Source organism: Vogesella perlucida, assembly GCF_979366545.1.
Window position 1 is genome coordinate 35,338 of sequence record NZ_CEETRO010000010.1, and the last position, 14,050, is coordinate 49,387.

Below are 14,050 nucleotides of genomic sequence, written 5' to 3' on the forward strand. Positions count from 1 at the left end.
ACAATGCTGATCGAATGTTAGCGTGGCTGCGGCTGGCTGACTAGGAGTTTTGCTCTAGGCTGTTGCATTTATGGTAATGTGGCGGCACACAACAAAACAGATAAGCTGGGAGAGTGTTTCATGAGCGTAGAAAAACGGGTGATCAAGAAGTACCCGAACCGTCGTCTGTACGATACTGCAACCAGTTCCTATATCACGCTGGGAGATGTAAAACAGCTGGTACTGGACAATGTGGACATTCAGGTAGTGGATGCCAAAACCCATGATGACATTACCCGTGGCGTACTGCTGCAGATCATTCTGGAAGAAGAAAGCGGCGGCTCGCCGATGTTCAGCTACGAAGTGCTGACGCAGTTCATCCGCTTCTACGGCCAGGCCATGCAAGGCATGATGGGCCCCTTCCTGGAAAAAAACCTGCAGGTTTTTGTGCAACTGCAACAAAAAATGCAAGAGCAGACCAAGGCCATGTACGGCGATAACCCGCTGCTGGGTGCCAAGCTGTGGGGCGATTTCCTGAATTTCCAGGGCCCGGCCATGCAGAACATGATGTCCAGCTACCTGGACCAGAGCACCAATATGTTCCTGGACATGCAAAACCGTATGCAGGAACAAGCGCGTACCATGTTTACCGGCTTTGGCTTCCCCGCCTACCCGCCGGCGCGCGAAGACGGCAAGGATGAGCCGGGCAAGTAGTTTTATTGCGCAGAATTTTTTATAATCCACCCCATCTAGCCGGGCGCTCACTGCAGCGCCCGGCTTTCTGTCTTTATTGATCTACAGGGTTGACGTTTACATGTCGCACATTGCTCCAAAAGTAGGCTTCGTGAGCCTGGGCTGTCCGAAAGCCGCCTCCGACTCCGAGCAGATCCTGACGCGCCTGCGCGCCGAGGGTTATGAAATTTCCGGTACGTACAATGGTGCTGACCTGGTGGTCGTCAATACCTGTGGTTTTATCGATGCAGCCGTGCAGGAATCGCTGGATGCCATCGGTGAGGCGCTCAACGAAAACGGCAAGGTGATCGTGACCGGCTGTCTGGGTGCCAAGGGCGACGTGGTGAAAGAAGCGCATCCGTCGGTGCTGGCTATTACCGGCCCGCACGCTACCGACGAAGTGATGACCCACGTACACACCCACCTGCCCAAACCGCACGACCCGTTTGTGGACCTGGTGCCGGATATCGGCGTGCGCCTGACGCCCAAGCACTACGCCTACGTGAAGATTTCCGAAGGCTGTAACCACCGCTGCACCTTCTGCATTATTCCGTCCATGCGCGGCGACCTCGACAGCCGTGCCATCGACAGCGTGCTGTCCGAAGCGGCCAACCTGGCCAAGGCCGGCGTGAAAGAGCTGCTGATCATCTCGCAAGACACCTCTGCCTACGGTGTGGACCAGAAATACAAGCTGGGCTTCTACAATGGCCGCCCCATCAAGACCCGCCTGCTGGAGCTGTGCGAAGAGCTGGGCAAGCACGGTATCTGGGTGCGTCTGCACTACGTGTACCCGTACCCTAGCGTGGACGACATCATTCCGCTGATGGCCGAAGGCAAGATCCTGCCGTATCTGGATATCCCGTTCCAGCACGCCAGCCAGAAGATCCTGAAGCTGATGAAACGCCCGGCCAACAGCGAGAACGTGCTGGGCCGCATCAAGAAATGGCGTGAGATCTGCCCGGACCTGGTGATCCGCTCCACCTTTATCGTGGGTTTCCCCGGCGAAACCGAAGAAGACTTCGAAGAGCTGCTGGCCTTTATCGAAGAAGCGCAGCTGGACCGCGTAGGCTGTTTCACCTATTCGCCGGTAGAAGGCGCGGCGGCCAACGAGCTAGCCGACCCGGTGCCGGAAGACGTGAAAGAAGCCCGCAAGGAGCGCTTTATGGCCGTGCAGGCAGAAATCTCTGCCGCCCGTCTGGCCGCCAGGGTTGGCCGCACGCTGACCGTGCTGGTAGACGAAATCGACGAAGAAGGCACCGCGATCTGCCGCAGCTACGCTGATGCGCCGGAAATCGATGGCCTGGTATTTGTCGAGGACGCGGATGGCCTGAACGTGGGTGACTTTGTGCAGGTAGAGATCGTGGATGCCAGCGAACACGACCTGTGGGGCGAGCGCGTGTAAGCGCAAGCCTCGGTCACAAAAACGGCGCCCGGTATACCCCGGCGCCGTTTTTTCATGCCTGCCGCCAGCGTAGGCTTAGCTGCTGGCCAGCAGTACCGGCACGCCGCAGTCGCGCAGGCGTTGCAGCTTGTGCGGCTCGGCGTCTGCCTCCAGCACCAGCTGGCTGATATCGGCCATCGCCGCTACCGAAAACGGGCTGGCGGTATCCAGTTTTTCGTTGGTGACGCACAGCACCACCTGGCTGCTGTGGCGCACCAGCTCGCGCTTGAGTGCCGCTTCTTCCGACAGCGTAGTGCCCACGCCTAGCTCGATATCCAGCGAGCAGGTGCCCAGAAAGCACACGTCCGGCCGTAGCGTCTGGATATCCAGCATGGCGCTGCTCCCCATGGTGCCGCCGATGCGGTGGTCCATGCGGCCGCCCACCACCAGCACCTCCAGCGCGGTTCGCCCCAGCAGGGCGGCGGCGATGGGGATGGCATTGGTGGCGATGGTCAGCGGCAGCCCGTCAGGGATGGCACGGGCGATTTCCAGGTTGGTGGTGCCGGAATCCAGAAACACAAATTGCCCTGGCCGCAGCAGCTGTACCGCCGCGGCGGCCAACCTGGCCTTGCGCGCGATGTTCTCGTGGCTGCGCTGGCTGAAATTGCCGGTGTTGGGCGTCATGGCGATGGCGCCGCCGTACACGCGCTGGCAGATACCGCTGCTGGCCAGCTCGCGCAGGTCGCGGCGGATGGAGTCTTCCGACACGCCCAGCGTTTGCGCCAGCTCGGTGGCCACCACGCGGCCATCCTGCTGCAGGCGCTGGCGGATATAAGTCTGGCGGTCGCTGGGCAGGCCAGGCGGTGCGGGCTGGGTCATGGTGGGTAATCGGGCAAAGTAAAACCACATCGTGCAACACTCGGCATGGTTGGGTCAAGATTTTGCCGAATGTTGCCGGGTTTGTTGGTGTTGTGCTTGCCTGTTTTTGCATGATTGTGCACAATCATGCCAGATTATTCCTTGGGAGCCTGTGATGCTACGCGCCGTGATTACCGATCTGGATGGAACCTTTCTGGGGGCAGACTCGCAGCCACTCGCGGCCAATATGGATGCCCTGCGCCGCGCTGCCGCCACGGGCTGCCACATCATGGTGGCCACCGGCCGCCATTACCCCTTTGTGCAGGCCTTGCTGCAGCAGCTGGGCGTGCCGGCTTGGGTGCTGAGTGCCAATGGTGCGCGCGTGCATGCCCCGGATGGCAGCCTGTTTGCGGCGGCCAACCTGGCGCCGGCGCTGGTGCAGAAACTGGTACAGCCGGAGCTGGCCATGGGGGCGGAGATGGCGCTGTATCTGGACGACCGCCGCCTGGCGTGCCGCTACCACGGCGGCGGGCTGGACTGGTACGCGCAGGCGGCCGAGCAGCTGGACAGCCTGGCCGACTACCACGGTCGCAACGTGGCCAAGATTGTTTACTGCGGCGAGCCGGCGCTGCTGGCGCGCATCGAGGCCGATATCCTGTACCGCTTTGAGGGCCAGCTGGCGTTGACCTATTCGCAAGACTGCTATCTGGAGGCCATGGCGCCAGGTGTCAGCAAGGGTAGTGCGCTGCTGACCGTGCTGCAGCAGCTGGACATCGACCCGGCAGATTGCGCTGCCTTTGGCGATGCGCTGAACGATGCCGAGATGCTGGCCCTGGTGGGTCACCCGCACGTGATGGCCAATGCCAGCGCCGCGTTGCGGCAGCGTGTGCCGCAGGCGCCGATAATTGGCCACCACACCGAGGCTGCGGTGGCGCAGGCGCTGGCGCGCTGGTTTGCCTGAGGCGGCAGGCGCAAGGTTGGCCGCACGTCGCGTTGTGGCGTGACCGGCAATAAAAAAGCCCTTGCTGTTGCAGCAAGGGCTTTTGCTTGTCTAGCGGGATGGCGGCTGCTCAGCCGGTGGCGTGCTGCTGTTCCACCGCTTCGATTTCTTCCTGCAGCAGCATCCATTCTTCTTCCACGCTTTCCAGCTGTGTGGCGACCTCGCCCTGGCGGCGGATGCTGTCGGCCAGCTTGGCTTTGTTGGCGTCGCTGTAGGCGTCCTCGCTGGACAAAAAGCCATCCAGTGCGGCCTTTTCACTGCTGAGGCTTTCCAGCGATTTTTCCAGCTTGCTCAGCTTGGCCAGCAGCGGTTTTTTGGCGGCGGCCAACTTCTGCCGTGCTTCGGCTTCCTGGCGTTTCTGGTCTTTGCGGTTGACGGCTTGCGCGTCGCCGCTGGACGGGCGGTTGGCCTCGGCCAGCTGCGCCAGGCGCCACTGGCGGTAGTCTTCCAGGTCGCCGTCGAACGGTTGCACCGTGCCGTCGGCTACCAGCCAGAACACGTCGGTGGTGGACTCCAGCAGCGAGCGGTCGTGCGACACCACTACCAGCGCGCCGCCAAAGTCTTGCAGCGCCAGCGTCAGCGCATGGCGCATTTCCAGGTCCAGGTGGTTGGTGGGTTCATCCAGCAGCAGCAGATTGGGCTTTTGCCACACGATCATCGCCAGCGCCAGGCGCGATTTTTCGCCGCCGGACATCGGGCCCACCGGGTCGCTGACCATATCGCCACGGAAGTTGAAACCGCCCAGGAAGGTGCGCAGCTCCTGCTCGCGTACCTCGGGTGCCAGGCGTTGCATGTGGCGCAGCGGCGATTCGTCCGGGCGCAGCGTGTCCAGCTGGTGCTGGGCGAAGTAGCCGATTTTCAGCGTTTGTGCGCAGATCAGCTCGCCGCTCTGTGGCGGCAGCTCGCCGGCCAGCAGTTTGACCAGCGTGGATTTACCGGCGCCGTTGACGCCCAGCAGGCCAATGCGGCTGCCGGCCTCTACCGATACCGCCAGCCGGTGCAGGATGGTGGTGCTGCCGTAGCCTACGTTGGCCGCATCCAGCCGCAGCAGTGGGTTGGGCAGGTTGTCGGGCGTATCAAAGTGGAAGTCGAACGGCGACGCCACGTGGGCGGGCGCGATGCGTTCCAGCTTTTCCAGTGCCTTCACCCGGCTTTGCGCCTGGCGCGCTTTGCTGGCCTTGGCCTTGAAACGGGTGATGAACGATTCCAGGTGCGCGATCTGGCGCTGTTGCTTTTCGTAGTCGCCTTGCTGGCGCGACAGTTTTTCGGCGCGCATTACCTCGAACTGGCTGTAGTTGCCGGTGTAGAGGGTAAGGCTCTGGCTGGACACGTCCACGATGTGGCTGGTGATGCTGTCGAGGAAGTCGCGGTCGTGCGAGATCACCAGCAGCGTGCCTTCGTAGGCTTTCAGCCAGTCTTCCAGCCACAGCACGGTTTCCAGATCCAGGTGGTTGGTGGGTTCGTCCAGCAGCAGCAGGTCGGAACGGCACATCAGTGCCTGCGCCAGGTTCAGGCGCATGCGCCAGCCGCCGGAGAAGGTGGATACCGGGCGCTCGTGGCTGTCGGGGGCAAAGCCCAGGCCGTTCAGCAGCTTGGCCGCGCGCGATGGCGCGGCGTAGCCGCCGATGCGCTCCAGCTCGCCGTGCAGGCTGCCAATGGCGTGGCCGTCGCCGCTTGCCTCCGCAGCCGCCAGTTTGTGCTGCAGGCCGCGTAGCTCGGCGTCGCCGTCCAGCACGTAATCCAGCGCCGATTGCGCCAGCGCCGGGGTTTCCTGCGCCACGTGGGCTAGCGTCCAGTGTGGCGGCACGATGGCGTCGCCGCTGTCAGCGTGCAGCTCGCCTTTGAGCAGGGCAAACAGGCTGGATTTGCCCGCGCCGTTGGCACCCACGATGCCGGCCTTGTTGCCGGGGTTGATAGTGAGGTTGGCCGCAATCAGCAGTTCTTTCAGGCCGCGGCGCAAGGTAAGGTTTTTTAGCTGGATCATGTTGGCTTGTTTGCCACGGCAGCACACCGAAAACACGAACAATCGGCGCTCGCGTACAGCCGGTGTGGTGAGTGGTGGTTGGCGGGCGACGCCGTCTGGCAGCGTCAGCCCGTGCGGTTTATGGGGGGCTTATACGGCTGGCAGGCTGGACAGTTCCCAGCGCGGCTTGACCGTAAAACCGCCGGCCGGTGTGGCGTATTTCAGGCGCATGGCGCCGGCAAAGGCGATCATGGCACCGTTGTCGGTACACAGCTTCAGCGGCGGGTAAAACACCTGGTACTGGCGGCGGCGGGTGGCGTCGTCCAGCGCGGCGCGCAGCTGTTTGTTGGCGCCCACGCCGCCAGCGACCACGATGCGCTGCATGCCGGTTTGTTTCAGCGCCTTGATGCACTTGCTTACCAGCACCTCGACGATGGCTTCCTGGAAAGCGCGGCAGATGTCTTTGCGCGCTTGCTCGTCGATGCTGCCGTGCTCGGCTTCTACTTGTTTGCTTAGCATCAGCACGGCGGTTTTCAGGCCAGAGAAGCTCATGTCGAGGTTGGCCGAGTGCAGCATGGGGCGCGGCAGCTCGAAGCGTGCCGGGTCGCCTTCTTCCGCCAGGCGCGATAGCAGCGGGCCGCCGGGGTAGGGCAGGCCCAGCAGTTTGGCGGTTTTGTCGAAGGCTTCACCGGCGGCGTCGTCCAGCGTCTCGCCCAGAATCTCGTACTGGCCCACGCCACGCACGGCCATGATCTGGGTGTGGCCGCCGGATACCAGCAGCGCCAGGAAAGGAAAGTCCGGGCGTGGCTCGGCCAGCAGCGGCGACAGCAGGTGGCCTTCCAGGTGGTGCACGGCAATTACCGGCTTGCCCAGGCCGTAGGCCAGCGCATTGGCGTAGCTGGCGCCGACCAGTAGCGCACCGCCCAGGCCGGGGCCTTGGGTGTAGGCAATGGCGTCGATGTCCTGCAGGGTGACACCGGCTTCTGCCAGGCAGGCGTCGGTGAGCGGGCGTACGCGGCGGATATGGTCGCGGCTGGCCAGCTCGGGCACCACGCCACCGTATTCGGCGTGCATGGCCATCTGGGAGTGCAGCTGGTCGGCAATCAGGCCGCGTTCGGTGTCGTACAGGGCGACGCCGGTTTCGTCACAGGACGATTCGATACCAAGAACAAGCATGTGTGTGCACTTCAAAACTAAATAATCTTTTCATTTTACCGGTGATTCTTTGTCCGCCCAAATCGGCGATGTTAGGCTGATGCCCTGTTTCTATCGGAGAGCAAGCATGAAGGCAAGACTGAAGTGGGTAGATGGTGTGTGTTTCATGGGTGAAACCGGCAGTGGCCACGCCGTGGTGATGGACGGCGCACCCGAAGGTGGCGGCCGTAACCTGGGCCCGCGCCCGATGGAATTGCTGCTGCTGGGCACGGCCGGCTGCACCAGCTACGACGTGTTGTCCATCCTGAAAAAATCGCGTCAGGACGTGCGTGACTGCTGGGTGGAGATGGACGCCGAGCGTGCCGATACCGACCCGAAAGTGTTTACCAAAATCCACTTCCACTTTGTGGTGGTTGGCCGCAGCCTGAAGGCGGACGTGGTGGCGCGTGCCATCAGCCTGTCTGCCGAAAAATACTGCTCGGCTTCCATCATGCTGGGCAAAACCGCCGATATCAGCCACGACTTCGAGATTCGCGAAGACGACTAAGCCAGCTTGGCATGTCTGTGATAGCGCCGCCTGCGGGCGGCGTTTTGCATGCTGCGGCAAATATTGCCGCCGCTGTTGCCGCTTGGTTGGTGCCGGGGGCGGTAAATCGGCAGCAGGCAGCTTTTCTTGAGGGTTTCAGGCAAAAAAAGCTGGCACGCTTTGTGCTGAAATGGGCTGACTCAAGGAAAAATAGCCATGCTGAACAAAATCTCCTCCCACCTAGACTTCTTCCAGCGCTCGCTGGACCTGCGCGCCGCGCGGGCCGAAGTCATTGCCAGCAATATCGCTAACGCCGATACCCCTGGCTACAAGGCGGTGGATTTTGACTTTGGCAAGGCGCTGAAAAGCCAGACCGCCGCGCTGCAAGCCAGCGGGGTGGCCTTGGCGCAAACCGATAACCGCCATCTGGCTGCCACCGGTAGCCGTGCGGTAGAAGGTGGCCTGCAGCACCGCAGCGCAGTACAGCGCAGCCTGGACGGCAACACGGTGGATATGGATGTGGAGCGCTCGGCCTTTACCGATAACGCCATGAAATACCAGTCCACCCTGACCTTCCTGAACAAGCGCATCAGCGGTCTGATGGATGCCATCAAAGGAGGCCAGTAATCATGTCGCTGTCTAATGTGTTCAATATTGCCGGCTCGGCACTGACCGCGCAGTCCATGCGCCTGAACCTGGTGGCCAGCAATATTGCCAACGCCGAAAGCACGGCGTCGTCTACTGGTGAACCCTATCGTGCCCGCCATGCGGTATTTACAGCCGTGCCGGTGAGTGCCAATACGCCGCAGGTGGCGGGTGTGCGCGTGACTGCCGTGGCCGAGGATACCTCGCCATTTCGCATGAAATACCAGCCGGGCCACCCGCTGGCAGATGAAAAAGGCTATGTGCGCATGCCGAACGTGAACCCGGTGGAAGAAATGGCCGACATGATTTCGGCGTCGCGTTCTTACCAGACCAACGTAGAGATTGTGAATGCCGCCAAAACCATGCTGCAGAAAACCCTGCAGCTGGGCCAGTAAGGCAAGGGACTAGATCATGGCTACCAGTATTGCTTCGACCAATTTCGATTACAGCTCGCTGAACCCCACCGCGGCCACTGGTAATACGTCTACCGGTAACTCTTCGGCTGAAATCCAGAACCGTTTCCTGACACTGCTGACCACGCAGCTGAGGGCGCAAGATCCGATGAACCCGATGGATAACAGCCAGATGACCAGTCAGATGGCGCAGATCAGCACGGTAAGCGGCCTGGAGAGTGTGAATGCAGCGGTCAAGAGCATGACTGAAAGCCAGGCAGCCAGCCAGTCGCTACTGGCCACCATGCTGATTGGCCGCCAGGTACTGAGCCCCAATAGCAAGCTGACGCTGACCGATGGCAAGGCCGTGGGCACCATCGAGTTCACCAAGCCAGCCAGCCAGGTGGTGGTAACCGTCACCAATAGCAGCGGCGCTGTCGTCGATAGCTTCGAAATGGGGCCGCAGAAACAGGGTCAGTTTGTGTTCAGCTGGGATGGCAAGGGTGAGAATGGTGCGACCCAGCCTAACGGCGAATACAGCTTCAAAGTGGAAGCGACAGCGGATGGTACGGCGGTAGATGCCACCATGATGGCACCGACCAAAGTCACCAGCGTGGCGTGGGAAAAAGGTGTGCCGATGTTTGTAGTGTCTACCGGCGAACGTTTGCCGGTAAGCAAGATTAGCCAGATCCTTTGATTTGCGGTGTGAGAGTTTAGGAGAGAATCATGAGTTTTCAGCAAGGTTTGAGTGGTCTCAACGCCGCAGCCAAACAACTGGATGTGATCGGTAACAACGTTTCCAACGCCAGTACCGTGGGTTTCAAATCGTCCCGCGCCGAATTTTCCGACCTGTACGCCACCAGCCTGTACGGCGTGAGCGACACCGAGTCCGGTATTGGCTCGCAAACCATCAAGGTGGCGCAGCAGTTCCAGCAGGGCAATATCACGGCCACCAAAAACCCGCTGGATATGGCGATTTCGGGTGCCGGCTTCTTCAAGCTGTGGAGCGACCCGACAGCTACGTCCACTTTCTACACTCGCAATGGCCAGTTCAAGCTGGATAAAGACGGCTATTTCGTTAACAACGGCAACTTCCTGGTGGGTGAACCCGTGGGCGGTGGTGACGATGCGCCGATCAAGATCGACCGCGCAGGCCTGCCTGGTACACCGTCTACTGCGCTGGACTGGCAGTTCAACCTGGATGCCGACCAGAAATCGCCGCTGATTGATTACACGGCATCGCCTGCTGCGCTGAAATCCCCGCTGCCGGCCATTACGCCTAGCGATGCCAGCACGTACAACTTCACCACCAGTATGCGTGTGTACGACAAAGTGGGTAGTGCGCACACCGTGTCCCTGTATTTCCAGCGCCAAGCTGTGGCAGGTACCCCGCCAGCGGTGAATAACACCTGGAACGTGTCGTACAAACTCAATAACAACGCTGTGCAAAACGTGGGTTCGGTATCGTTTACTGCGGACGGTAAGCTGACTGCGCCATTCTCGTTTACCGTGCCGGGTGGTTCCGCTGCGGCCAACTTGCCGGTGCCTGGCCAGCCGAACCAGCTGGGTGATGCCGGTATTGTGGTGAATCTTGCCGGTACGACCCAGTATTCCGGCAGTTTTACTGTGGCCCGGGCCAAGGTGGATGGTAATGCCAAGGGTGAGTTGGTGGGCGTGGAAACCGCTGACGATGGCAATATCATTGCCAAGTACTCCAATGGTCAGGCGCAAAGCGTAGGCCGTGTACGCCTGTATACCTTCGATAATGCTCAAGGTCTGCAGCCGAATGGTGAGAACAACTGGGCGGTGACTGCGGCGTCGGGTGATGCCAAGCCAGGTTTTCCGGGTGAGGGCAGTTTTGGCAAGCTGCAATCGTCTGCCATTGAAGAGTCCAATGCGGACACTACAGCCGAGCTGATTAATATGATTGTGGCGCAGCGTTTTTATCAGGCTAACGCACAAACTATTAAAACGCAGGATGCCATCCTGCAGACCCTGTTGAATCTGCGCTAATTAAATTGAATAGGTAGTGTGATATGGACAAGATGATTTACCTGGCCATGACAAGTGCCAAGCACGTGGAGCTGCAGCAAGCAACCACGGCAAATAATCTTGCCAATATTCACACTACCGGTTTCAAAGCCGAGCTCAATGCTTTTCGTGCCTTGCCGGTAGTGGGTGATGGCGCGCCTACCCGTATTTATCAAGTGGATAATACCGTGGGCCACGATTTGTCACAGGGTGCCATGCAGGTGACCGGCAATAATTTCGATTTTGCCATTGCCGGTCCGGGTTTTTTTGCCGTTGAAGCGCCAAATGGTGGTGAGGCATACACCCGGGATGGCGGTTTTATGCTGGATTCGGCCGGTGTAGTGCGTACCAGAACTGGCATGGCTATTGCTAGTGATGGTGGGCAGCTGGTCATGCCAGAAGGTTCTCTGCCGGATTTGCGGCAAGATGGTACTTTGTTTGCCATCCCGGCGAATGGTGGCCAGCCGCAGGAAATCGGCAAATTGAAACTGGTTAATCCGGCAGCGAATGAAGTATATAAAGGCGAAGATGGTTTGTTTCGCCTGAATAGCGGCCAGGATGCAGATGCCGACCCGGTCGTAAAAGTAAGGGCCGGTTATCTGGAAGGTAGTAATGTTAATGCGGTAGATAGCCTGGTTCAAATGATTAGCCATGCCAAACATTACGATCTTAGTGTAAAATTGATGCAAAATGCCGAGCAAAACGGCAAGCAGGCAACGCAAATATTGTCTGTTGGCTAAATAGAAAATAACACCGGGTAGGTATTTAATTATGATGCGTTCGCTTTATACGGCCAAGTCGGGTATGGAATCCAGCCAGTTTCGTCTGGATGTGATTTCCAATAACCTGGCTAACGTGGGAACCAAAGGTTTCAAGCGTAGCGCTGCAGTTTTTGAAGATTTGATGTACCAGACCCTGCGTACGCCTGGCTCTCGCCTGCAAACCGGCGAAACTTTGCCTACCGGTTTGACTGTGGGTCTAGGCTCTGCCCCGATGGCAACAGCGCGTGTGCATACCGAAGGTGGCCTGAGTACTACGGGCAATGTGTTTGACCTGGCAGTAAACGGCCGTGGTTTCTTCAAGGTACAAACCCCGGATGGCCAAACCGCCTACACCCGTAACGGCCAGTTTCAGCGTGGCGCCACAGGGCGCCTGGAGACGGCAGAGGGTTACCCGGTACAGCCGGAAATCTCTGTGCCGGACGGCACGGCGTATCAGGTATCTGAGGATGGTGCGGTGTCGTATCTGGCACCTGGTGCAACCGAGCGTACCCAGGCTGGTCAGCTGGAGCTGGCTGATTTTATCAATCCCGCAGGCCTGGATGCGATTGGTGGCAATTTGTATCTGGAAACCGCCGCATCTGGCGCCGCGGTCACCGGTACGGGCGGCTTGCTGGGTTTTGGCAAGATCAAATCAGGTTTTCTGGAAGAGTCGAACGTTAATGTGGCGGAAGAGCTGGTCAGCATGATCCAGGCGCAGCGTGCTTATGAAATGAACTCGCGTGCCATCAAGACTTCTGACGAAATGCTGCAAAGGCTGACTCAGCTTTAATGTGGGGAATGGCGATGACTAAGTGGCTAGGCATGGCAGGCATGGCGCTCGCGCTGTTGGGCCTGGCGGGGTGCAGTACACAAAGTGCCCCCATTACGCATCAGCCGATGTCTGTTCGGCCGCAATCGCTGCCGATGGCCATGCCGACTGATGGGTCCATTTTTCAGACCAGTAACTACAAACCGTTTTTTGAAGACCAAACCCCGGTAAGAGTGGGTGACTTGCTCACGGTGCAGATTCGTGAAAGTACGACGTCTTCCAATAAGGAAGACTCTGCCGGGCAGCGTAATTCGAGCATTAATGGCAGTATTGCGGCCAACCTGTCGCTGCCATTTTTCCCGGGTGCGCTGGAAAGAAAACTGGGTGGCACCAGCCTGAGTGGTTCGGGCACGGCGAGCGAGCAAGGCAAAACCAGTAGTAACAATAGTAGCTCCTTCAACTCGTCCATTACGGTAACCGTGGTTGATGTTTACCCCAACGGTAACTTGCTGGTGAGCGGTGAGAAGCAAATGAAGATCAACAGCGAACACGAGTTTATCCGCCTGTCCGGCGTGGTGAACCCCCGCGATATCAAGCAGGGCAATACGGTAGAGTCCACCCGCATTGCCGATGCGCGGATCGAGCAGCTGAATGAGGGCCGCGGCCGCGCATACAATGACACGGGCTGGTTGCAGAAGGTTTTCTTGTCTGTGCTGCCGTTTTAGTTGCCAGGGCCACGCGATGAAACGTATCTGGATGGTGGTGGGCATTTGTCTGCTGGCCTCGCAAGCCATGGCGGCACAGCGTCTGAAAGAGCTGGTTAATGTGGCGGGTGTGCGTTCCAACCCTTTGCTGGGCTATGGTCTGGTGGTGGGTCTGGATGGCAGTGGTGACAAGGCAGGGTCGTCGCCTTTTACCAGCCAGTCGCTTGCCAGCATGCTGAACCAGCTGGGGGTGCAGGTGCCCGTGGGGACCAAGCTCGACCCGAAAAATGTGGCGGCAGTGACACTGACGGCAACGATCCCGCCTTTTGCGCGCCGTGGTCAGGCCATGGATGTGACGGTGTCGTCGGTAGGGGATGCCAAGAGTTTACGTGGTGGTACCCTGCTGATGTCGCCACTGAAAGGTGCCGATGGCCAGATATATGCCCTCGCTCAGGGTAATGTCGTGGTGGGCGGGGCGGGTGCCTCCTCGGGTGGGAGCAAGGCCCAGGTAAATCACCTCAGCGTTGGCCGCATCCCTGCTGGCGCAACGGTGGAGCGCGAAGTGCCGAATGCTTTTGCGAGTGGCGAAGTGATTGCGCTCAACCTGCAGGAGTCTGATTTTACGACCGCTAACCGTGTGGTGCAGGCGGTTAACAAGGAATTTGGCCCGAGTGTGGCCAGGGCAGTAGATGGTGGCTTGATCGAGGTGCGGGCGCCGCAAGACAGTAATGCCCGTATCCAGTTTTTGGCACGGCTGGAAAATATTGCCGTCGAACCGGCAGAAGTTTCACCGGTGGTTATCGTGAATGCTCGCACTGGTTCTATCGTGATGAACCGTGCTGTCAAGATTGAGCCCTGCGCGATCGCTCACGGTAATTTGTCGGTGACGGTGAACGGCAATAGTAATGTCAGCCAGCCGCCAGCTTTGAGTGGTGGGCAGACAACCGTCACCAATCAGGCTGATATTGCGATCAAGGCCGATGGTGGCAAGGTGCTGAGCTTGCCGGGTAGCGCTTCGCTGTCGCAGGTGGTCAGTGCATTGAATTCCGTGGGGGCAACCCCGCAAGATCTGGTTTCGATTCTGCAGGCGATGAAATCGTCTGGCGCCTTGAAGGCGGACCTGCAGATTATTTGACACAAGTTGATAGGCACTC

The 14,050-nt window shown here is 59.4% G+C and carries 15 protein-coding genes; 12 read left to right on the plus strand and 3 right to left on the minus strand.

The annotated features are described in order from the left end of the window. The first annotated feature begins 120 nt into the window (after positions 1 to 120). Together phaR and rimO are read left to right on the plus strand one after the other, a co-directional pair. Positions 121 to 693 (plus strand): polyhydroxyalkanoate synthesis repressor PhaR, encoded by a 573-nt coding sequence (gene phaR / locus ACZ9XP_RS14440; protein WP_147684224.1) that lies wholly within the window; start codon positions 121 to 123, stop codon positions 691 to 693. 100 nt (positions 694 to 793) lie between these two features. Next, positions 794 to 2,113 carry a 30S ribosomal protein S12 methylthiotransferase RimO gene (gene rimO, locus ACZ9XP_RS14445; protein WP_147684222.1) on the plus strand — a complete coding sequence of 440 codons (1,320 nt, stop codon included), beginning with the start codon at positions 794 to 796 and terminating at the stop codon, positions 2,111 to 2,113. A 75-nt stretch (positions 2,114 to 2,188) separates the two neighbouring features. On the opposite strand, the gene ACZ9XP_RS14450 is transcribed toward rimO, so the two are convergent. Continuing rightward, positions 2,189 to 2,971: a DeoR/GlpR family DNA-binding transcription regulator gene (locus ACZ9XP_RS14450; RefSeq protein ID WP_147684220.1), complete on the minus strand. Its 783-nt coding sequence runs from the start codon at positions 2,969 to 2,971 to the stop codon at positions 2,189 to 2,191. 154 nt (positions 2,972 to 3,125) lie between these two features. Here ACZ9XP_RS14450 and ACZ9XP_RS14455 point away from each other — a divergent pair, with 154 nt between their 5' ends. After that, complete coding sequence (locus ACZ9XP_RS14455) at positions 3,126 to 3,911, plus strand: Cof-type HAD-IIB family hydrolase (RefSeq protein WP_147684218.1); 786 nt, start codon at positions 3,126 to 3,128, stop codon at positions 3,909 to 3,911. A gap of 109 nt (positions 3,912 to 4,020) precedes the next feature. On the opposite strand, the gene ACZ9XP_RS14460 is transcribed toward ACZ9XP_RS14455, so the two are convergent. Beyond that, positions 4,021 to 5,934, minus strand: a complete 1,914-nt coding sequence (locus ACZ9XP_RS14460) for an ATP-binding cassette domain-containing protein (RefSeq protein WP_147684216.1) — start codon at positions 5,932 to 5,934, stop codon at positions 4,021 to 4,023. A gap of 129 nt (positions 5,935 to 6,063) precedes the next feature. Continuing rightward, positions 6,064 to 7,089, minus strand: coding sequence for a tRNA (adenosine(37)-N6)-threonylcarbamoyltransferase complex transferase subunit TsaD (gene tsaD / locus ACZ9XP_RS14465; protein WP_147684214.1), 1,026 nt, complete (start codon positions 7,087 to 7,089; stop codon positions 6,064 to 6,066). A gap of 106 nt (positions 7,090 to 7,195) precedes the next feature. Here tsaD and ACZ9XP_RS14470 point away from each other — a divergent pair, with 106 nt between their 5' ends. From ACZ9XP_RS14470 to ACZ9XP_RS14510, 9 genes are all read left to right on the plus strand, one after another. Further along, positions 7,196 to 7,615 (plus strand): OsmC family protein, encoded by a 420-nt coding sequence (locus ACZ9XP_RS14470; RefSeq protein ID WP_147684212.1) that lies wholly within the window; start codon positions 7,196 to 7,198, stop codon positions 7,613 to 7,615. Positions 7,616 to 7,810: 195 nt separating this feature from the next. Further along, positions 7,811 to 8,221 (plus strand): flagellar basal body rod protein FlgB, encoded by a 411-nt coding sequence (gene flgB, locus ACZ9XP_RS14475; protein WP_465188662.1) that lies wholly within the window; start codon positions 7,811 to 7,813, stop codon positions 8,219 to 8,221. A 2-nt stretch (positions 8,222 to 8,223) separates the two neighbouring features. Next, on the plus strand, positions 8,224 to 8,634 hold the full coding sequence (gene flgC / locus ACZ9XP_RS14480; protein ID WP_147684209.1) for a flagellar basal body rod protein FlgC: 411 nt from the start codon (positions 8,224 to 8,226) through the stop codon (positions 8,632 to 8,634). Positions 8,635 to 8,650: 16 nt separating this feature from the next. Then, positions 8,651 to 9,328, plus strand: coding sequence for a flagellar hook assembly protein FlgD (locus ACZ9XP_RS14485; RefSeq protein ID WP_465188663.1), 678 nt, complete (start codon positions 8,651 to 8,653; stop codon positions 9,326 to 9,328). 29 nt (positions 9,329 to 9,357) lie between these two features. Beyond that, entirely contained in the window at positions 9,358 to 10,644 is a 1,287-nt protein-coding gene (gene flgE / locus ACZ9XP_RS14490) for a flagellar hook protein FlgE (protein ID WP_147684205.1), read from the plus strand. A gap of 23 nt (positions 10,645 to 10,667) precedes the next feature. Further along, entirely contained in the window at positions 10,668 to 11,402 is a 735-nt protein-coding gene (locus ACZ9XP_RS14495) for a flagellar basal body rod protein FlgF (protein ID WP_147684203.1), read from the plus strand. A 31-nt stretch (positions 11,403 to 11,433) separates the two neighbouring features. After that, positions 11,434 to 12,213 carry a flagellar basal-body rod protein FlgG gene (gene flgG, locus ACZ9XP_RS14500; RefSeq protein WP_147684201.1) on the plus strand — a complete coding sequence of 260 codons (780 nt, stop codon included), beginning with the start codon at positions 11,434 to 11,436 and terminating at the stop codon, positions 12,211 to 12,213. A gap of 41 nt (positions 12,214 to 12,254) precedes the next feature. Continuing rightward, entirely contained in the window at positions 12,255 to 12,917 is a 663-nt protein-coding gene (locus tag ACZ9XP_RS14505) for a flagellar basal body L-ring protein FlgH (RefSeq protein ID WP_240803399.1), read from the plus strand. A 16-nt stretch (positions 12,918 to 12,933) separates the two neighbouring features. Further along, the gene (locus tag ACZ9XP_RS14510; protein WP_147684197.1) at positions 12,934 to 14,031 is read left to right on the plus strand and encodes a flagellar basal body P-ring protein FlgI; all 1,098 of its coding nucleotides are present in this window, start codon (positions 12,934 to 12,936) and stop codon (positions 14,029 to 14,031) included. Positions 14,032 to 14,050 lie beyond the last annotated feature (19 nt).